General features: G+C 66.7%; 15 protein-coding genes. 14 read left to right on the top strand and 1 reads right to left on the bottom strand.

Annotated features, from left to right (window positions below):
- Positions 1-59 precede the first annotated feature (59 nt).
- A complete protein-coding gene (locus GO591_RS11275) occupies positions 60-1,016 on the bottom strand; it encodes a MetQ/NlpA family ABC transporter substrate-binding protein (RefSeq protein WP_157156902.1) in 957 nt (318 codons plus the stop codon).
- A 158-nt stretch (positions 1,017-1,174) separates the two neighbouring features.
- On the opposite strand from GO591_RS11275, the gene GO591_RS11270 reads away from it, so the two are divergent.
- From GO591_RS11270 to GO591_RS11205, 14 genes are all read left to right on the top strand, one after another.
- On the top strand, positions 1,175-2,641 hold the full coding sequence (locus tag GO591_RS11270; protein WP_157156901.1) for an LLM class flavin-dependent oxidoreductase: 1,467 nt from the start codon (positions 1,175-1,177) through the stop codon (positions 2,639-2,641).
- Positions 2,638-3,879: an acyl-CoA dehydrogenase family protein gene (locus GO591_RS11265; protein WP_157156900.1), complete on the top strand. Its 1,242-nt coding sequence runs from the start codon at positions 2,638-2,640 to the stop codon at positions 3,877-3,879. The genes GO591_RS11270 and GO591_RS11265 overlap by 4 nt, the downstream gene beginning before the upstream one ends.
- Positions 3,879-4,871 carry an aldo/keto reductase gene (locus GO591_RS11260; protein WP_157156899.1) on the top strand — a complete coding sequence of 331 codons (993 nt, stop codon included), beginning with the start codon at positions 3,879-3,881 and terminating at the stop codon, positions 4,869-4,871. Before GO591_RS11265 ends, GO591_RS11260 begins: the two co-directional genes overlap by 1 nt.
- 58 nt (positions 4,872-4,929) lie before the next feature.
- Positions 4,930-6,744, top strand: a complete 1,815-nt coding sequence (locus GO591_RS11255) for an ABC-F family ATP-binding cassette domain-containing protein (RefSeq protein ID WP_157156898.1) — start codon at positions 4,930-4,932, stop codon at positions 6,742-6,744.
- 206 nt (positions 6,745-6,950) lie between these two features.
- Positions 6,951-7,427 (top strand): hypothetical protein, encoded by a 477-nt coding sequence (locus GO591_RS11250; protein WP_157156897.1) that lies wholly within the window; start codon positions 6,951-6,953, stop codon positions 7,425-7,427.
- A gap of 8 nt (positions 7,428-7,435) precedes the next feature.
- The gene (locus GO591_RS11245) at positions 7,436-9,211 is read left to right on the top strand and encodes a protein kinase domain-containing protein (protein WP_157156896.1); all 1,776 of its coding nucleotides are present in this window, start codon (positions 7,436-7,438) and stop codon (positions 9,209-9,211) included.
- A 113-nt stretch (positions 9,212-9,324) separates the two neighbouring features.
- Complete coding sequence (gene pstC, locus GO591_RS11240) at positions 9,325-10,344, top strand: phosphate ABC transporter permease subunit PstC (RefSeq protein WP_157156895.1); 1,020 nt, start codon at positions 9,325-9,327, stop codon at positions 10,342-10,344.
- Positions 10,344-11,609, top strand: a complete 1,266-nt coding sequence (gene pstA, locus GO591_RS11235; RefSeq protein ID WP_232466157.1) for a phosphate ABC transporter permease PstA — start codon at positions 10,344-10,346, stop codon at positions 11,607-11,609. Before pstC ends, pstA begins: the two co-directional genes overlap by 1 nt.
- Positions 11,606-13,252, top strand: coding sequence for a phosphate ABC transporter substrate-binding protein PstS (gene pstS, locus GO591_RS11230; protein ID WP_157156894.1), 1,647 nt, complete (start codon positions 11,606-11,608; stop codon positions 13,250-13,252). Before pstA ends, pstS begins: the two co-directional genes overlap by 4 nt.
- Positions 13,253-13,290: 38 nt before the next feature.
- Complete coding sequence (locus tag GO591_RS11225) at positions 13,291-15,855, top strand: hypothetical protein (RefSeq protein WP_157156893.1); 2,565 nt, start codon at positions 13,291-13,293, stop codon at positions 15,853-15,855.
- Positions 15,856-16,064: 209 nt separating this feature from the next.
- The gene (locus GO591_RS11220) at positions 16,065-17,147 is read left to right on the top strand and encodes a hypothetical protein (RefSeq protein WP_157156892.1); all 1,083 of its coding nucleotides are present in this window, start codon (positions 16,065-16,067) and stop codon (positions 17,145-17,147) included.
- Between the two features lie 50 nt (positions 17,148-17,197).
- The gene (locus tag GO591_RS11215) at positions 17,198-18,868 is read left to right on the top strand and encodes a hypothetical protein (RefSeq protein ID WP_157156891.1); all 1,671 of its coding nucleotides are present in this window, start codon (positions 17,198-17,200) and stop codon (positions 18,866-18,868) included.
- A 192-nt stretch (positions 18,869-19,060) separates the two neighbouring features.
- On the top strand, positions 19,061-20,161 hold the full coding sequence (locus GO591_RS11210; protein WP_157156890.1) for a COG1470 family protein: 1,101 nt from the start codon (positions 19,061-19,063) through the stop codon (positions 20,159-20,161).
- Positions 20,158-20,955, top strand: coding sequence for a hypothetical protein (locus GO591_RS11205; protein WP_157156889.1), 798 nt, complete (start codon positions 20,158-20,160; stop codon positions 20,953-20,955). The genes GO591_RS11210 and GO591_RS11205 overlap by 4 nt, the downstream gene beginning before the upstream one ends.
- The last annotated feature ends 196 nt before the right edge of the window (positions 20,956-21,151 follow it).

Below are 21,151 nucleotides of genomic sequence, written 5' to 3'. Positions count from 1 at the left end.
CCGGTTCGATCAGCGGGTGTCGCTCGATCAGCGGATCCGAGCCCGCACCACCCGGTGCGCTACTTGGCGGCGCGCTTGTCTTCCTCGATGCTGGCGAGGCGGTCGCGCAGCTCTTCGGGGTCGAGTTCGATCACCACGGCGGTGCCGCCGGAGGACTCGACGACCGAGTCGACGACCGCGGGCGAGTGGTACAGCTTGGCGACCCTGAGGTAGGTCGGGTTGTCGATGTCGTCCGCGCGGGCGGCGATCACGTTCAGGTACGGCCAGCTCTTCGGGTCGTTGGGGTCCACCGAGAACAGCGCGGTCTGTGGGTCGAGACCGGCGTCACGCGAGAAGTTGTTGTTGATGATCGCACCGTCGGCAGACTGCAGTGCGGCCGGGGTCTGCGACGCCTCGATCGGGATCACGGTGACGCGAGACTTGGCGGCGTCGATGTTCGCCGGTGTGGGAACCTGCTCCTTGCCGTCGAGCGTGATCAGTCCGGCGGATTCGAGCACGCCCAGCGCACGCGCCTGGTTGCTCGGGTCGTTCGGGATCGCGATCTGCGCGCCATCCGGAATCTCCTCAACCGAATCCCACTTCTCGGAGTACAGCGGCAGTGGCACGATGATGGTCGAGCCGATCGGCTGCAGGTCATCGCCGGTGGCCACATTGTGGTTGGACAGGTAGTCCAGGTGCTGGAACGCGTTCAGGTCGGTTTCACCGGCCGCGAGTGCCGGGTTCGGCAGCGGGTACTCGGTGAAGTTCACCAGCTCGAGCTCGATGCCCTCCTCGAGCAGCAGCTCGCTGAGGATCTGCCAGTGCGGCTGGCTCGCGTCGGTGGTGCCGATCTTGACGGTCGTGAGCGGGGCGTCGCCGGCGGCGGCCGGTTCGGCCTTGTTGCCGAACACGCTCGGGACGATCAGGATCGCGGCGATGATGACCGCGACCGCGGCGACCGCGACGCCGACAATCAGGCCGGTCTTGCTCTTCTTGCGCTCGGGGAGGACCGGAGCGTCCGCCTTGGTGTTTGCCATGTCTGTGCCTTCGTGAGTGGTGAATGCTGGGCCGCCGGGTTGGCGTGAATGCGAAGGTAGCGACGGGCGAGCGGATGTCGCGACCACTGTTTCCCGGTGTGACGAACGGTGACGTAACAATTGCCCGGTGCCCGCACCCGGAGGCAGTCTCTGAATCCATGACGAAGCAAATCGGGTTCAACCTGTTCGAGATGAACACCGTGGGACACATCTCCCACGGCCTCTGGGTGCACCCGGAGAACAACCGGCACCGCTTCAACGACCTCGACTTCTGGACCGAGCACGCCAAGCTGCTCGAGGAAGGCCTGTTCGACGCGGTGTTCCTCGCCGATGTGATCGGCACCTACGACGGCTACCGGGCGGGACCCGAGACGGCACTGCGGGAGGCGGTGCAGATCCCGTCGAATGACCCTCTGCTGCTGATCCCGGCGATGGCAGCCGTGACGAAGCATCTGGCCTTCGCGGCGACCTTCTCGACCACCTACGAGCCGCCGTTCGCGTTCGCCCGCCGCGCCAGCACCCTCGATCACCTGACCAAGGGCCGGTTCGGCTGGAACGTGGTCACCTCCTACCTGCCGAACGCGGCCCGCAACTTCGGCCTGGACGACGAGGTCGCCCACGACGACCGGTACGGCATCGCCGACGAGTACCTCGACGTGCTCTACAAGCTGTGGGAAGGCTCCTGGGATGACGACGCGGTGATCCAGGACCGGGAGGCCCGCGTCTACACCGATCCGTCGAAGGTGCGCTACATCGACCACGTCGGCGAGCACTTCAAGGTCGCCGGCCCGCACCTGTCGCAGCCGTCACCGCAGCGCACCCCGGTGATCTTCCAGGCCGGATCCTCAGACCGCGGCCGCGCGTTCGCCGCCAAGCACGCCGAGGGCGTGTTCGTCGGCGGCCGCTCACTCGAGGTTTACCGCGAGAACATCGCCGACATCCGCCGGCAGGCCGCGCTGCAGGGCCGCGACCCCGCGCATGTGAAGACCTACGGCAGCGCGGTGATCATCGTCGGCAAGGATCGGGCGGCCGCCGAACGCAAGGCTGAGCAGTTCCGCGAGCTGTCCCGCGCGGAGGGGTACCTGGCGCACGCGGGCGGCGGTGGCATCGATCTGGCGGCGTATCCGCGGGAGGCGAAGGTGAGCGACATCCTGCGTGCCGAGGCTCGCGCCGGGCGCGACAATGCGCAGTCCGGTCGCCGGTTCTACCCGGATGACGCGACCGTCGGCCAGGCGCTGGATGCGGTCACCCGGTTCGATCGCGACGCCTTCCACGTGGTCGGCTCGCCGATCGAGGTGGCCGATGCGATCGAGGGGTGGGTGGATGCCACGGACATCGACGGGTTCAACCTGCGCCAGTTCCTCACCCCGGGCACCGCCGAGGACTTCATCGAATACGTGGTGCCTGAACTGCAGCGGCGCGGGCTGTACCGCACCGCGTATGCGGAGTCGACGTTCCGGGAGCGGCTGTTCGGCGCCGGGAACACCCGGCTGTTCGACGAACACCACGGCGCCCGCTACCGCGGCGGCGCACATCTGCAGGACGTGGTCGGCGTGGCCGGCGATGGCACTGGCACGCGCACTGGCACAGGCAACGGGGAAATCAGCGAGGAGAGGGCATCATGAGCTACGAGACGATTGCGGCCGAGTTCCGGTCGATCATCGGGCGCATCGGCGACGCGGCGGTGGAGCGCGAACAGGATGGGGCGCTGCCGTTCGAGGCGGTGCGCTGGTTGAAGGATGCCGGTTTCGGGGCGCTGCGGGTGCCGGTCGAGTTCGGCGGTCAGGGCATCCGGCTCGAGGAGCTGTTCCGGTTGCTGATCGAGCTGGGCGAGGCGGACTCCAACCTGCCGCAACTGCTGCGCGGGCATGTCGCCTTCGTCGAGACGCAACGCGCGCTGCCGGACTCTCCGCAGCGCACCGAGTGGTTCCGACGGATCGCGGGGCGGGAGATCCTGTTCGGCAACGCCCAGGCCGAGCGCAGTGATTCCAGCACACAGCAGACGACATTGTCGGAGGTTGACGGCACACTGCGGCTCAATGGACGTAAGTACTACAGCACCGGCACCCTGTTCGCCGACTGGATCTGGTCGGGCGGCAAGCTCGGTGAGGATTTTGTGGCGTTCGCGGTCTCCGCCACCGCGCCAGGGGTCACCCGCATCGACGACTGGGACGGCTTCGGCCAGCGCCTGACCGGCAGCGGCACGACCATCTTCGATAACGTCGCGATCGACCCGGCGCACGTGCTGCCCTGGGATGAGAACGATGGGCACCGTCCGCTCGCGTACACGACAGGGCTGTACCAGGGCATCCTGCTCGCCGCGCTCACCGGGATCGCCCGGCGCGTGCTGCGGGAGGCGGTGGAGTTCGTGCGGCCGCGCACCCGGACGTTCGGCGTCCCGGGCAATTCGCTGCCGCGCGAGGATCCGCTGGTGCAGCGGGTCGTCGGCCGGCTGGGAAGCCTGCGCTTCGCGGCCGAGGCGGTGACGCTCGAGGCGATTCGTCGGCTCGAGGATGCCGACACCGGCCGCGCCTTCGACGAGGGCGATGAGGCCCGCTACTCCGAGGCGCTGATCGCGGTGTTTGAGGCGCAACAGGTGGTGATCGACCTGGTGCTGCAGGCGACGACGTTGCTGTTCGAGGTCGGTGGGGCATCCGCGACCAGCATCGAGCGGTCGCTTGACCGGTTCTGGCGGAACGCGCGCACCATCGCGTCGCACAACCCGGCAATCTACCGGGAGCAGGCGATCGGCGACTACCACCTGAACGGCACGCTGCCGAAGACGCCGGCGCAGGTGCTGCGCACGGCGAGCGGGTCCGCCCGGCACACCCGTTCATCGTTCAAGCCGGCGCCGGTCGGCTGATGGGTTGCGTACTGCTCGGCGATGGCCTGCACACCTCCGCGCAGGGATTCGGCGCGATGGCGGTCTCCGGCGTTTACGGTCAGACGGATGCCTCGGACGCTGCCCGCACCATCCATCACGCCATCGACATCGGGGTACGCCTGATCGACTCGGCGAACGTCTACGGCAACGGCGAGAACGAGAAGCTGATCGGCAAGGTGCTGCGCACCCGCCGCGACGAGGTGGTGCTGGCGACCAAGTTCGGCATCCCGACCGAGCCCGACCCGTACCGGGCGCGGGGTGACGCCGCCTACGTGCACAGCAGCGTGCGCGAAAGCCTCACCCGGCTCCGCACCGACGTGATCGACCTGTACTACTACCACCGGGTCGACCCCCGCGTGCCGATCGAGGAGACCGTCGGGGCGCTCGCCGAGTTGGTGCAGGCCGGCGCCATCCGGCACATCGGCCTGTCCGAGGTGACCGCCGAAGAGCTGCGCCGGGCGCACGCGGTGCACCCGATCGCGGCAGTGCAGAGCGAGTGGTCGCTGTGGAGTCGTGATGTCGAGGCATCCGTTGTCCCGACCGCCGCGGCGCTCGGGATCGGCTTCGTCCCGTACTCACCGCTCGGACGCGGCTTCTTCACCGGCTGGACCAGCGCGGACCTTGCCCCGGACGACCTCCGCCGCAAGTTCCCGCGGTTCACGCCGGAACGGCTCAGCCGCAACCGGGCGCTGATCGAGGCGCTGCTGTCCGAGGCCTCTGGCCTTCAGGTCACTCCCGCGCAGCTGGCGCTCGCCTGGTTGTACGCCAAGGGGCGCGCGTTCGGGCTTCCGGTGGTGCCGATTCCGGGCACGCGCCGGGCGTCCCGCGTCGAAGAGAATGCGGCGGCCGCGTTCATCGAACTCGGTGACTCCGTCGTCGGCCGGCTGGACGCGCTTGCCGCCGGAGTGGTGGGCGACCGGGCATCCGACCTGAACTGGATCTCGCAGGGCAGAGAGCAGGCGCAGCGCTGACCTCCGGCGCCGGCACGATGGGCGAGCGCCCAGCCGCACCACGGTAGCCTCGGTATCCGTGGCCCATCTGCTGGGAGCCGAAGCGCTCCACCTCGAATTCCCTACCCGCATCGTCTTTGATTCGGTGACGGTCGGGCTGAACGAGGGCGACCGGATCGGCGTCGTCGGCCGCAACGGTGATGGCAAGTCCACGCTCATGAAGCTTCTCGCCGGCCGCATCCAGCCGGATGCCGGACGGGTCACCCGACGCGGCGACGTGCGCCTCGGCATGCTCGACCAGGCCGACGAACTGGACCCCGACCTCATCGTCTCCCAGGCGATCGTCGGCGACACTCCCGAGTACGAGTGGGCTGGCGACGCGAAGATCCGCGACGTGATCGCCGGCCTCGCCGGCGACATCGGCTGGGACGCCCGCATCGGCGACCTCAGCGGTGGCCAGCGTCGCCGGGTCGCGCTCGCCGCCCTGCTCGTCGGCGACTGGGATGTCATCTTCCTCGACGAGCCCACCAACCACCTCGACGTCGAAGGCATCGCCTGGCTGGCCGAGCACCTGAAGCGCCGCTGGCCGGCGAACCAGGGCGCGCTCGTCGCCGTCACCCACGACCGGTGGTTCCTCGACGAGGTCTCCACCGACACCTGGGAGGTGCACGACCGCATCATCGAGCCGTTCGAGGGTGGCTATGCGGCGTACATCCTGCAACGTGTCGAACGCGACCGGATGGCCGCGGCATCCGAAGCCAAACGGCAGAACCTGCTGCGCAAGGAGCTGGCCTGGCTGCGCCGCGGGGCGCCGGCGCGCACCACCAAGCCGAAGTTCCGGATGGATGCCGCGTACGAGCTGATTGAGAACGAGCCGCCGCCCCGCGACACGGTGTCGCTGCAGTCGATGGCGATGCAGCGACTCGGCAAGGATGTCGTCGACCTGCTCGACGTCGGCGTGACCTACCCGGCCGCGGACGGCGGCGAGAAGGTCGTGCTGCGCGATATCGAGTGGCGGATCGCGCCGGGGGAGCGCACCGGAATCCTGGGAGTGAATGGTGCAGGCAAGTCCACGCTGCTCGGCCTGATCGCCGGCAGTGTGCAGCCGACCGCCGGCCGGGTGAAGCGCGGCAAGACCGTGAAGATCGCAATCCTGGACCAGCAGTTGCGCGAACTCACCGAGATTCAGGATGACCCGGTGCGCGTGGTCATCGGGCGGCAGAAGTCCAGCTACGTGTCCGGCGGCAAGGAAGTCACTCCGGGGCAGCTGCTGGAGCGGCTCGGGTTCACGAGCGCCCAGCTGAGCACGCCGGTGAAGGACCTCAGCGGTGGGCAGAAGCGGCGGCTGCAGCTGCTGCTGATCCTGCTCGATGAGCCGAACGTGCTGATCCTGGACGAGCCGACCAACGACCTCGACACCGACATGCTCGCCGCGATGGAGGACCTGCTCGACTCGTTCGCGGGCACCCTGATCGTGGTCAGCCACGACCGTTACCTGATCGAGCGGATCACCGACCAGCAGTACGCCGTGCTGCACGGGCACCTGCGGCACCTGCCCGGCGGGGTGGAGGAGTACCTGAAGGTGCGGACGAAGCCGGAGGCTCCGTCCCCGGTGGCCTCGGCCGGTTCGACCAGCGGTGGGGGCTCGACCGGCGGTGGTCTCTCTCTGGGTGGCGCCGAACGCCGCAACGCCGAGAAGGAGCTTGCCGCGATCAACCGCAAGCTCACCAAGCTGGCCGCCGAGATCGAGAAGCAGCACGCTGTGTTCGCCGCGCACGACCAGGGCGACTATGTCGGACTCGGTGCGCTGCAGGATGTCCAGCGTGATCTCGACCAGCAGGTGGCCGATCTCGAAACCCGCTGGCTGGAGCTCACCGAGCTGCTCGAGGGGTAGCGCGCGGGGGATCGGTGTGAGCGCGGAGTTCGCGTTACCCCCAGGAACGCGCGTAGACACGTGCTTCTACCCCCCTTTTCACCAGCCGTTCATGTGCGCGCCAGTCGGCGTACAAGCGGCTGCGCTTGCAAATTCACAGCCAATCCTTAGCTTTTGTGGCGTGTCGGTACCCGGCCGGCACCATAGAGAATGGCGCAGACGCTTCCATGGGTGGTCCTCGCATCATCTTCACGCGGTTCGCTGACAGCAGCAGCCCCAAGCTCGCGCCATGGCGCGACCACCGGCGCCGGGTCGTCGGCTCAGCCGGACAGTCCGGTCGGCAGAGCCTGGAACCGCTGAGCGTCGTCTGGCAACTGATCTCCGCGAACAACCGCGAACTCGCGCGCAGTGCTGACGTGTACGACGACTTCCAGGACGCGGTGTCCTCTGCGACCGAAGCCGTCGAACTGATCGCCACCGACGGCTCTGTCGTCCAGGTGAGTGACGAGCGGCACGGCTCCTATGGCTGGTACATCACATTGTTCGACCTGCCCGCAGTGGTCTGCTCGCGCTGGTATCTCGCGGAACGCGAACGCCGCCACGCGGTCGCCCTCACCCTAAAATCTCTGCCGATCGCCAGCATCACGGCGGGCGCTCGCCAGTACGTGGAAGTGCAGACGCAGGGTCAACGCCACCTCGTCTGATCCGCGCCATGCACCCTGACTCCAGCGGGCTCATCGCCGACCGGTACGAGTTGAGCGACCTGCTCGGGGTCGGTGGAACCGCGTCCGTTTACGCGGCGACCGACCGACTCACCGGCGAGGCCGTGGCGGTCAAGGTGCTGCACCAGCACGTGGCCGCCTCGTCCGGTGCCCGCGAGGCGCTGTTCGCCGAAGCGCGCCTGGCGCAAGGGATCGCCCACCTCGGGATCGCCGCGGTGCGTGACTTCGGGGTCCAAGCATCCGGCAACGGCCCATCCGGCGGCCAAAGATCCGCAGCGCCCGAGGTCTGCTGGGTGGCGCTGGACCTGGCACCGGGACAGACCCTTCAGGAGTTGGTGGATGCCTCGGGACCGCTGTCCCTCGACGTTGCGTTGACCATCGCTGAAGCCGTACTGCGTGCGCTCGACGCCGCGCACGAGCTCGGTCTCGTGCACCGCGACGTATCGCCGCGCAATGTGATGGTCTCGGTCAACGAGCACGGCGAGGTGCAAGCCGACGGCGTGAGACTGCTCGACTTCGGCCTGGCGGCGGTATCCGGACTCCCGGCGCTCGCCGCCGACCCCACGCAACCGGGACGAACCGGCGTGCTCGGCAGTGCCCATTACGTCTCACCGGAGCACGCGCGTGGCGAGTCGATCGACCCTCGAGGCGACCTCTACCAGGTCGGCGGCGTGCTGCACTTCGCGCTCACCGGCACCCCACCGTTCCCGTTCGGCGAAGTTGCGGCGGTGCTCCAGGCGCATGTCAGCGCGCCGCCGCCTGCGCCGTCGGCCCGTCGTCCAGGAATCCCGCGGCGTATTGATCGCCTGGTCGTCAAAGCGATGCTGAAGAACCCGGACACCCGTTTCGCCTCCGCCGTCGACATGGCAGTCGAGGTCGCCGCAGCCCGCAGCGCCCTGGGCGATAACGTCGCGGGTGGCGTTGCAGGAGGTGATGGCGCAACTCGAGTGCTTCCCAGCGTCAGCACACAAGTGCCCGAAGCGCGTACCGAGCTGATCACTGCGGCAGTGACATCCGCAGTCCAGCCCCGCGCCATCCCGTCGCGAACGAAGCGCCGCCCCGGCGGCAGATCCGGGTCGGGGCCGGCTGGGGGCTGGATCGCCGGCCTTGTCGTCACCGCGCTGATCGGGTCGTCGTGGGCGCTGGCATCGCTTGCTCCGCCAGCGACGGATGCCTCGGAAGCCCCCGCACCCGCACCCGCCGAACCGCAACCCTCGGCCAGCCAGGCGCCCACGCGGCAGCCGACGGTCCGCCCGCCAGCTCAGACCGAACCGGCGGCGGCCAGCGTCCCGGCCCTCGATGCGCTCATGCTCGACGAAGCCCGTCGAACGCTCGAGCATGCTGGACTGCTCGTCGGCGACATCACGATCCAGAACTCGGCACTGCCCGGCGACACCGTGCTCGCCTTCTCGCCCGGCGCAGGATCGGCGATTCCACTGGGCGGCACCGTGAGCCTGACCGTGGCATCCGGCTCAAACAGCGTGCCGACCGTCACCGGGCTGCCGAAAGATCAGGCGGTCGCCCAGGTGCAGGCGGCGGGCTTCGCTCCGAATCTCACCGAACGGGCGGATGGCACGGCCACACCCGGCAGCGTGATCGTCGTCATGCCGACGGAGCAGTCCATCCTTCGCCTGGGCTCCGAGGTGACGATGGTCGTGGCTCGGGCGACGGCAAACCCGAGCCCGAGCCCGACAGCCCCATCAACCGGCGGCGACCCTAACCCCGCCCCCACTCAGGGCGCGGCCGAAAAGCAGCCCGGGGACTGATGCCACAGGGCTCGTAAACGCGGGCGTCGCCAAATTGGCGCCTGTTGTTCACTTGGCGCTCCGAGGCTGAAACCAACTCCCCGCTCTGCCCTCGCTACCCCTAGAGGAACTCGATGCCTACCACGCTGCCCTCAGCCTCGCTTGAGGTAGATGCAGCCGTACCGCAGAGGCGGTCGCTGAAGGCCAAGCCTTCGTCATCCGACTCGGCATTCCGTACTATCGCCACTTCGGCCGGTGGCGTAACCGTCGGCATCATGCTCGCCGTCGGGCTGTTCTTGTCGCTGCGCGCCGGCGATGCGGTGAGTGTCGCAGGATTCGGCTTCCTCACGGAGCAGCAGTGGTCGCCTGAGACCCAGGTGTTCGGTATCGCGGCGGTGTTGTTCGGCACCGTGACGATCGCCATCATCGCGATGTGCGTGTCCGTCCCGTTGGCGCTCGGAACCTCCCTGCTCATCTCCGAGGTGCTGATGGGCCGCGTCAAGCAGTGGGCGATCACCCTGGTCGACCTGATGGCCGCGGTACCCAGCGTGGTGTTCGGCCTCTGGGGTGTGTTCTTCCTGCAGGAAAGCATCATTCCGGTGTCGAGCTGGATCTCCACCTACTTCGGTTGGATCCCGTTCTTCGCCGTGACTGATCAGGATGGCGGCGCTATGAGCGACGCATCCGCCTTCACCTCTTCGGCGTTCATCGCAGGCATCGTTGTCGGCCTGATGGTGGTGCCGACGCAGACCTCGATCATGCGTGAGGCGTTCATGCAGGCGCCACCTGGCGAGCGTGAGGCCGCGTTCGCCCTGGGATCCACTCGCTGGGGAATGATCACCGCGGTCGTCGTGCCATTCGGTCGCGGCGGCATCATCGGTGGCACCATGCTCGGCCTCGGTCGTGCCCTCGGGGAAACCATCGCGGTGTACATGATCATTTCGCCGATCTTCACGATCAACTGGCAGGTGCTGAAAACCGGCAGCAACTCAGTGTCCGCGCTCATCGCGCTGCGTTATGGCGAAGCGAGCGAGTTCGCCCTGTCGGCGCTCATGGCCGCTGGCCTGGTGCTCTTCCTCATCACCCTGGTGATCAACTTCACCGCTTCGTCGATTGTCGCGCGCTCGCGCTCGGGCGCGGAAAGCGAGGCATGATGACCCTGACGCTGGACACTTCCATGGCCACGGTCACCGCCACAGCAACCCCGTCCGGTGACGAACTCGCTGCCGCGCCAGCCCGTACGAGCCTTCCAACCAAGGACGGCGTCGAGGTCGGCGCACGCCGTCGAGTGCGCTCCGCACGCGTCGATGATCGGTATGCGCTGCTCGGCGCGGCATCCGGAGCGCTCGCGATCGCCATCCTGCTGTTCGGTTGGATCGCCCCACTTAGCGGAATCGTCGGCTTCGTCGTGGTCGCATTCCTGGGCTTCATCGGCATCTACGCACTGCTGGTCAGTACCACCTCGGACGGCCGTGAGGTCACCGACCGGGTCATGACGGTGGTGCTCGCCAGCGCCGGCATGATCCTCTTCGGCTCGCTGCTCTTCGTCGTGATCTTCACGCTGCTGCGCGGGCAAGAGGCGCTGCTGAACTTCAACTTCTTCTACCAGGACATGGAGTTCGCCGGCCCGCTCGACGGACTCGATGTCGGCGGTGTCGCGCACGCGATCGTCGGCACTCTGATCCAGATCGGCATCGCCCTCGCGATCTCGATTCCGCTCGGCATCGTCACGGCACTGTTCCTGAACGAGCTCGGCGGCCGCTTCGCCCGGTTCGTGCGGACGATTGTCGACGCGATGACCGCGCTGCCCTCGATCGTCGCCGGCCTGTTCGTCTACTCCGCGATCATCCTGATGTTCACCAACCAGCGCTCCGGGTTCGCCGCCGCGCTCGCAATCACCGTGATGATGCTCCCGATCGTCGTGCGCGCATCCGATGTGGTTCTGCGACTGGTCGCCGGCAACCTCCGCGAGGCGTCGTATGCGCTGGGCGCGAGCCGCTGGCGCACCGTGTGGCACGTGGTGCTGCCGACGGCCCGGTCGGGCCTAGTCACCGCCGTGATTCTCGGAACCGCGCGTGGCATCGGCGAGACCTCGCCCGTGCTGCTCACCTCGGGCATCACCAACGTGATGAACACGAACCCGTTCCACGGCCCGATGATTTCGCTGCCGCTGCAGGTGTTCGACTTCGTGCGGTCACCCGAGCCGAACATCGTGGCCCGCGGCTTCGGCACGGCCGCCGTGCTGCTGCTGCTGGTGCTCGCTCTGTTCGCGATCGCCCGCCTGATCGGTGGCCGCGGGGCGGGCAACCTGACCCCCCGACAGCAGCGCGCGGCGCGGGCTGCCTCGGCGCGCGACGCCGAACGCATGAGCTCGCCCCGTCGCGCGGCATCCGCTCGACCCATGGAGGAACCACAATGACCCCGCGCAAGCGTCGACTCTCCCGCCTGATTGCCGCATTCGGCGTCGCGCTGATGGCCGTCGGGGTTGCCATGCCGTCGCACGCCGCGACCTGGGAGGTTATCACCGGCACCGGATCCACGTGGTCACAGAACGCCCTCGATCAGTGGCGCAGCAACGTGGCGTCGAACTACGGCATGACGGTGAACTACTCCGGCGTCGGCTCGTCGGCGGGTCGCCGTGACTTCATTCAGGGCAGCATCGACTACGCAGTCAGTGAGATCCCTTTCCAATCCCGTCCCGAGGATAACTCCGCACCCGAGACGCCGCCGCGCGGGTACGCGTACATGCCGATCGTCGCGGGTGGTACGGCCTTCATGTACCACCTGAACATCGGCGGCAAGCGGGTGACCAACCTGCGACTGTCGGGGGAGACGATCACCAAGATCTTCACCGGCAAGATCACCAAATGGAACGATGCGGCGATCGCCGCTGACAACCCGGGCCTGGCCATGCCCGATAAAGGAATAGTGCCGGTTGTCCGCTCGGACGGCTCGGGATCGACGGCCCAATTCTCGTTGTGGATGTCGAAGCAGCATCCGTCGCTCTGGAACGAGTTCTGCGCGTCGGTGAACCGGCCCAACCCGTGTGGGTTGACGTCGCAGTATCCGCTCTTCGGGAACGCGAAGGGGCAGAGCGGCTCATCCGGCGTCGCCGGCTATGTCAGCCAGAACTACGGCGAGGGTGCGATCACCTACGTCGAGTACTCCTACGCGCTTGAGTCGGGCTTCCCTGTCGCCAAGGTGCTGAACGCGTCCGACCACTATGTTGAGCCCACCGCAGACTCGGTGGCAGTGGCGCTGCTCCAAGCTCAGATCAACACGAACGCGGGCTCGGCCGACTACCTGACGCAGATCCTTGACGGCGTCTACAACAGCACGGACCCGCGAACCTACCCGCTGTCGAGCTACTCGTACATGATCGTGCCGACCGAGGTTGGCGGCGTGTTCACCGAACCCAAGGGTGCGACGCTCGGCGCCTTCGCCAGTTACATGCTGTGCGAAGGCCAGCAGCAAGCCGAGGACCTCGGGTACTCGCCGCTGCCGATGAACCTGGTGCTCGCAGGCTTCGATCAGATCAAGCGCATCCCCGGTGCTGGCGGCGCGAGCGTCGACCCGAACAAGTGCAATAACCCGACCTTCAAGCCCGGTGACTCGCCAAACAACAACCAGCTGGCGCTAACCGCGGCGCAGCCCGCCGAATGCGACAAGAAGGGGCCGAACCAGTGCGTCACCGGTACCGCCGGTGCCAAGCAGGAAACCGCCGTTACCGGTTCAGGTTCGGGCGGATCCGCGGCGGGTGCTGGAGGGGGCGCTGCGGCTGGTGGAGCCGCTGGCGGTGACGCCGCTGCTGTCGACGGGGTCGCGGCGGCACCCGTGTATGACGAGAACGGCAACCTGATCTCGGGTGGCACCGGCGGAATCGTCGGCACGGCGATCGCCTCACCGTTCACGCTCGATGACGACGGTTGGGGGTGGCAGCAATCGGTGATGCTTGGCGCGGTCGTTCTGCTGTTGCTGGCGATCGGTGTGCCGCCGTTACTGGCGCGCCGCATCAAACCCGCTGCTTCGACTGTTGCGCCAACCGCGGGAAGCGCGAAGTGAGCCGGATGAGGCGGCGGTCCGAGTGGGGGCTCGCGAGTGTGTCGGGCGTCGCCGTCGGACTCTTGGTCGCGATGATCGTCGGCGGTACCGCCGCGACGGTGCCTGCGGATCCCGCCCATGCCGCGGAGGACATGCTCACCTCGAGTGCGGTGACTCTCGCCAGCAAGGACGACGCGCTGAACCCAGTCGGAACACCTTTCCCTGATCTCGAAGTCACGATCTCGCAGACTAAGGATCTGGTGTCGCAGGGCATCCGGCTGAGCTGGACTGGGGGAAAGAAGTCGACGCCGCCGAGCGGAACCGTGGGTGGAACCAACTTCCTGCAGATCGCGCAGTGCTGGGGAGAGGACCCGGACAATCCGGGCCATCCCGACCGGCGCACCTGTCAGTACGGTGGCACTCTGGGCTGGGGCGCCAAGCGTGACGGAACCACGCTCGTGGAACACATTGCTGAGCGAGACGCGAAGTACTCTGCCGACCTCGGGTATGCCGCGTACACAGGGATACCCTTCGTGGCATACAACGCCGCGCGGGAGGTGGATGAGGAGAAAGCGCCCGCCGATCGCGTGCTAACCAACCTGAAGACCGGGTCGGACGGACAGCCGATCGTCAAGCCCGACAACGAGTTCGTCGATCTGAATATGAACCCGTTCTTCACGGCGCTTATGACCAACGAGGTGAAGTGGGCACCAGCCGGCGTGGACGGGTCGGGGTCCGTCCCATTTGAGGTCCAGACCGCCATGCAATCACCCGGGCTCGGGTGTGGAACGCCGGTAACATCGCCTGGCGGTGCGACGGTCGGGGAGTCGTGCTGGCTTGTCGTTATCCCACGTGGCACTGGGGATTCAGGCCAGTCTCTTATCAACAAGTCGGGCTTGTGGTGGGACGCTTGGCAGCATCACGTCGCTGTGAAACTCGAGTTCAAGCCGCTCGGCGTGAGGTGCCAGATCGGCGCAGCGGAGCGTCAGCTCGCCGGAAGTGAACTCATAGCTGAAGCGATGGCGTCATGGCAGCCAGCTCTCTGCCTCGGCGAGAACGGATCGCCGTTCGTGCTCAGTAAGGGCAATGAGGCCGATGCACTTCGGCGTGCTGCAGGCACCGCACCCAGCCCTCTCGCGTTCACCTCGCGTCCACTTGACCCTGAAGTTATCAGCGGAACCACGGATCCTCTCGCCTATGCGGCGGTATCGGTTTCAAGCGTTGCGATCTCATTTGCGATCGATCGACAGCCCAAGTTTGGGGCAGGGACGGAGTACGAAGCGCGTGCGGGACTGCCGCTCACCGAAATGAAGCTGACGCCACGGCTGGTGGCCAAGCTGCTGACGGCGTCGTACGTGGACGCACTCCCCAGGGACTCCGACAAGTCGCACATTGGATACGAGAGTTTTGAGGAGCCGGGTGAGAACCCGCGGACGATCGTTCAGGATCCCGATTTTCTGCAGTTCAACGACAGCGAATGGGCGGCGCAGAACATGATCGGGGCATCGGTCGCGGACGCCGTCACACCCTCCGGCAGGTCCGATCTGGCGGTGCGAGTGTGGGAGTACGTTCTCTCAGACGCGGAGGCGACTGACTGGCTTGCGGGCAATCCGGATCCTTGGGGCATGATTGTCAACCCGTATTACTCGACTAATCCGGACATCAACCCGACGGGGCTCGCACTTGGACTCCCGGCTGATTCCTTCCCCAAAGCCGATCCGGTCGAGAAGCCGGATAGCACGCAGTTGGACCCGGCGAACGGCACAGGCCCTGTCAACCTCGTAACGTGGCGCCCGTACACGACCGATTTCGCCGATTCCGCCCACCGGGTGCTCCGTGGCGACGGCCAGATCCTGGGGGCATGGGACAAGTTCTCCGTCCCCCCGAAGTACGGCAAGTCCGTGCCCGAGTTGTTCGGTAGCCAAAAGGTGATCGGGGTAACCAGCAGTCCAGCGGCTCGCCTCTATGAGACGGTAACCGCGCAATTGCGCAACCCCGCGGGTCAATTCGTCGCGCCCACTCAGGATGGTCTGGCAGCAGCAGCGGCGGCGATGACTCCGACGGCACAACCGAAGGTGCTGGCCCTCGACTTCGAGTCCGCGTCCGCAAAGGCGGCGCCCACTGCGTACCCGCTCGCGATGCCCGTGTATGCGGCGTTGAACCCGCAGCAGACCGACGCCGCGCAGCGCGCTGTCTATGCGAACCTCATCCGGTATGCGGTTGGCGAAGGACAGACCCCGGGCAGTGATGTTGGTGAACTGCCGCCCGGCTATGCTCCCCTCCCCAAAAGCTGGGTTAACCAGGCGCTGCTCGCGGCAGACACAATCGAGCACGGCATTGATCCCAACGCGGTCGCTCCAGTTGCACCGGTCGATGCGCCGGCAGCCAATTTGGCTATGGAGCGCAGCAGCGCGAAGCCGGTGACACCGCCGGTGGCAGCGGCGCCAGCTACATCGACGAGCCCCAACGCCACCGGCGAGTCTGCAGGAGCTCTCGCAGGGACTACGACGCCGGATGATCCGGAGCTTGGGCCTGCAGGAGCCGCAGTACCGGCAGGTTTACTCTCCGGTCTGGCGGCAGCGCTGGCCGTTCCGGTGCTCTCTCGCATCCGGCGCCGAACGTGACCGTGCTGGACAAGGCGGTGGACAGTGCTTCTTCGCCCAGCGGACCCGTGATGTTCACCGAGACTGCGCAGCCTTTCCTTGGGATTGATGAGGTCCCCACACAAACTTGGCGACCCCCTGTCAGGAGTCGCCAAGACGCCCGCTTGATCGAGCAGGCGTTTGTTGCACACAACCCCCTCGAGAAAAAGGAAACTGTGAACAAGAAGAAAATGGTAGCAGCGGCTGCCGCCTTCGGCGTGACCGCATCGCTGCTGGCAACCGTCGCTCCGGCGTACGCCGAGCCTGTGTCGCCGAGCTATGTCATCGTTGGTTCCGACACGCTGCAGGACGTCGTGAACGCACTCACCAATGGCACCAGTGTCACCGGTTCCAGCGTGCGCTCCACCGCGGGCAAGAACAACGTCGCCTCGTACGACGCAACGGGATCCGTGCTCATCCAGACCAAGACGGGCGGTCCGCTGTTCGGTCGCCCGAACGGCTCCGGCGACGGCGTCAAGGCGCTGAGCCGGTCCATCGACAACGGAGACTACAAGGCGGGCAGTCCCGGATCGCCGACGGTGAAGATCCTCAACCAGGTCGACATCGCCCGGTCCTCGTCGGGGGCAACCGAGGTCACCAACGGTGCGCTTCGCTACATCCCGTTCGGCCGCGACGCACTCTCGTACGCGTACAAGAGCACGGATGTAGCCTTCGAGCACATCACCGAGGCGCAGCTGAAGTCACTGTTCGAGTGCACTACGACCACCATCGGGACGACCACCGCTGTGCCCGTGATTCCGCAGGCCGGCTCCGGCACGCGCAAGGACTTCCTTGGCAAGATCGGTGTGACCGAGCAGACTCTCGGCGCCTGCGTGAAGGTTGGTCAGGAGCACGACACCCAGAAGCTGTCCGATGGCACGCTCTTCCCCACTAACGGTGTGACGGCGATGTCGGCGGCGCAGTGGGTTGCGCAGAACACCGGCGCTGGCATCAACCGCATTGGTGCGGGCGTCAAGATTGGCTCGCCGATCGGTGTCTCACCGACCTCCGGCGTGGGCGGCTCGACCGAACCGAACAAGGCGTACTACGACGACTCACACTGGGGTCGCGACACCTATCTCGTCGTCGAGAACGCCCGTGTGACCGTTGGTGACGCGAAGTACAGCGCCGATCTCGCCAACCTAGTGAGCACCGCGACCTCGAAGCTGGGCAACACATCGACCACTCTCATTAGCCAAGCCGGGTCGGTAAAGAAGAAGTTCGGATTCCTTCCCCCGTCAAACACGACGCCCTTCCGGGCTGCACTCCAGTAACGGTCCAAACACCATCCCTTAGAACTCATTCTTAAGAAGAAGGAAAACTGATGAATAATCGCAAGAAATGGAGCTCGGCCGCGGCCGGTTTGCTCAGCCTTGCCCTCGTGGCTGGCGGAACGTCGATGGCGAGCGCTGCCCCCGGTGACCCGGTCAACCCGCAGCCGGGCTTCCCCGTCCATCCGCAGCCGGCCGAATCTGCGCAGCCCGGCTCTATGGGTGGATTCTTCCTCTACGACGAGAACGCCGAGCGCGCCGACCTCGACCCGAATCGCGTCTTCAAGAGCGACGAATGGTACATGGCAGCCGCCAGCCCGACCGACTACAACGCAGAGACCAACCCGAGTGACATCCGTCCGGTAACTGGTAGTGCCCAGTTCGACCAGGTCTGGCGCTTCATCTCTGATCGCACGCCAGCGGCGGTTGCGGGCGGCCTCAACACCTGGAAGGCCTACGCGGCCGACTCCGCGGCCGGCCCCAACGGGGGTACCGCGCAGCCGGACTTCACGCTCGACAGCTTCACCACGGGCATCGGCGACGTCGTCGCGGCGGGTGGTTCGTACTGGTACGGCATCGCCTACACCACGAACGCCGGTGTCACCACCGTGGGTGCGGTGTACCGCCAGATCAATATCACCAAGGGCACGGGTGACTACACGATCAGCCCATTCATGCTCGTGCAGGCTCCCGCGTGGTCTCCCGACTTCACGGCCTTCACCGGCACCTCGGAGTACAAGCTCCGCAACGGCAACATCGAGATCAACGCGGGCGTTGGTAACGCTGGCAAGACCGTCGATGTGTGGGCCGAGGGTCCGACTGTGGACGACCGCAAGGTGCTCACCGACGTGGTGCTCGACGCGAACGGCGAGAAGACCATCCAGACGGCGGCGATCGCCGACGGCGAGCGCGTCGCGATCGCCGAGGGCGAGACTGTCCTCAGCTGGGCAACCGCGAAGGACTACGTGGACGTCGAGCCGACCGGAACCGACCCGAACAATGTGACCGTTGCCAACCCGACAGAGGGCTCCACGGTCGTCACCATCCCCGCTGGGCTCGTGAACGCCAACCAGACGTTCCGCGCCGTCGCTTGGTCGACCCCCACCCAACTCGGCAACGTCACCACCGACGCAAACGGTGACGTCGACGTGGATGTCTCGGCCCTCAGCATCGGCGACCACACGATCGCGCTGTACGACAACGGCGACAACATTGTTGCGTGGGGTACCTTCGCGCTGTCCTCGACCACCAAGGGCGCCGCAACGCTGACGGCCGAGGCCCTCACCAGCGACAAGTTCGCGCTCGAGGGCGTTAACGCTGCTGCAAACCTCGGTGCAACAAAGCGCGGCACCACCACCACCGAGGTTGACCTCGGCGCCTTCACCGTGATTGACGACCGGGACACGAACCTGTCTGGGTGGACCCTGACTGCCGATGTCGAGGACTTCGTCAACACTCCGGCGAGCGACACCATTGCCAATTCTGCCCTGGGAATCGCGCCCAAGCAGGTCGGCACTCTGCCCGACGGTGTAACGGTCACGCTGGCGCCGGCGCAGGTCGCCGGTAAGGGTGCAGGCTCCGCCCTGTTCGCCGAGGGTCCTGCCGGTGTATCCACCCTCGAAGCAGGCGTCCAGTTCGACGCCGGCCTGACCTTCGCGGTTCCCGCGTCGGCCAAGAAGGGCACCTACACCTCGAAGCTGACCCTGACCCTTCTCCAGAAGTAGTGCTTCTGGTCGGGTAGTCCGCTCGACAGCAAAACGTACACCCGGTGCGGGAGGTCGTTCGCGGCCTCCCGCACTGTCGTTAGAGCACGACTGTAGTCATCGGGACAGGCTGGGCGGCCGCGTCCAGTCGTCGTTAAGGTGCCGGCAAAGTATGAGCAGCCCGTCGGTTACCGATGAATGCGGAAATTGGACGTGCCCACTTCACCCGAACTCACGCGCGGTCGCGCAGCCCTTGTCGCGCTCGCCGCTCTGCTCATCGCTGCCGCGGTCGCGCTAGGCGCTGCACCCGCCTACGCCGAGGACAAGATCGGCGTCTCCGCCCGTCCCGCGAATGCCGACGGCGCCCCGGACGGACGAACAGCGTTCAGCTACAAGGTCGATCCCGGCCAGCGGATCGATGACCACCTGCTCGTCGCGAACACCGGTTCCACTGAGCAGAGCTTCACTATCGCGGGCACCGACGCGTTCAACGCTGAGGACGGCGAGTTCGCACTGCTGCCAACAGACGACCAGCCGAAGGCCATTGGCCAGTGGGTGCGTTTCGAAAACGGTGCGAACCGTATCGAGTTCGCGCTCACTCCCGGTCAGACCCGGCTGCTGCGGTTCAGCCTCGAACTCCCAGGCGAGGCGACGCCGGGCGACCATGTCGGCGGACTCGTCGCCTCGGTGGTCACCGGCGGCGATCAGGTCGAGGTCGACCGGCGCGTCGGCACCCGCGTGTACGCCAGGGTTTCGGGGCAGTTGCAGCCCGCGCTTACTGTGAGCGGCATCGAGAGCTCGTACGTCGGGGATTGGTGGAACCCATTCAACGGTGCCGTCCGCGTCAATTACACGGTCAAGAACAGTGGCAACATCGCGCTCGCCTCAAACGTGTCGCTGGACGTACGCACCTGGTTTGGTGCACCAGCATCGGCTCCAAAGGGAGAGAGCATCCCTGAGCTGTTGCCCGGGTTCACGCGCACCGTCGAGACCGAGATTCCTGCCGTCGCCGCGTGGGGCTATCTGAACCCCGGCGTAACCCTCAAGCCATTCGTCGATGGTTCCGACCCAAGTAGGTACATGCCCGTCGCCGAAACCTCGCGCGACACAGTGCTGATCGCCCTTCCATGGGTGCTGGTTATCGTACTCGGCCTAGTCGCGCTCGCGTTCGTCTTCCGCCGCTGGCGCCAGAGCGTGGATGCTCGACGCGCCGCCGAATGGATCAAGCACACCGAGGACGAAGCACGACGCAAGGCCGAAGCTGAGCAGGCCAAGGAACCGGTCGGCGCCGGCGCAGGCGAGAGCACCACGTGACCACGGCGCATCCGGTCGTTGCCCGGTGCGCCGCCGGCACGGCCGCGGTGCTCGTTGTCGCGGTGCTCGGGGTCGCTCTCAGCAGCGGTTCGGCCCGCGCGGACGACGAAGTGAATGGCAACCTGTCTGTCGTGGTCGACGACGGCACGACGCCGACCCCCACACCGAGCGGGTCCGCGCCTCCGACCACTCCTCCTAGCCCGCCGAACCGGCCGATCACGCCGCCCGGGCAGGACAAGAAGAACCAGCCCTCGCCGGTGGTCGAGCAGGAGACAATGACCAACCCGGGCGAGGCAGACGAGGCCCTCGGTGACGATCCGTCCGACCTGGGCGGCATCCTCTGGGTGAGCGGGCTGACTGCGGTTGGCGAGCCGTCGTTCGCACCGGAGAACGGAACCGTACAGCTCACCTTCACGCTGCGGAACACCTCATCGACCCAGTTCAATTCGCGCGCTCGGTTCTGGATCACTAACGCACTCGGTGCCCGCATCGCCGAGGAACGGCACGTTCGCGTGGACGACCTCGAGCCCGATGAAACCCGCCGGGTGAGTGTCACGTTCGCAGGGCTGGCCCAGCATGCCATGCTCACCGGGCACGTGCAGCTCACGCCACCGGCGCAGGTCGAGAAGACCAAGCTGTCGTCATTCACGCGCGACACGCTCGTCTTCTTCCCGCCGCTGTTCGGGATGTCGGTCGCGGGAGGCGTCGGCGCTCTCGGCGGACTGGTGTGGTGGGCATTCGGCGCAACCCCGCACGGCCCCGCTCGGCTGAGGCCGCTGGGGGGCCACGCATGAGCCTCCTGCGCAATGACAGACGGAGTGACATGCACACCGGCCAAGCCGAAACCCGGCGACAGGCCCGGGCGAACCTCGGCCGGCCGCCGCGCGCGTCCTTTCCCCAGCCACCGAAGCCGCCGCGTCCTCCCAAGGGGGAGAGGCCACCGCAACCGCCCCGGCGGATGCCGAAGCCAACACGCCGGCCCGTGGTGCT

Source organism: Diaminobutyricimonas sp. LJ205, assembly GCF_009755725.1.
GTDB lineage: Bacteria > Actinomycetota > Actinomycetes > Actinomycetales > Microbacteriaceae > Ruicaihuangia.
This window is presented reverse-complemented; position numbering and strand designations above follow the sequence as displayed.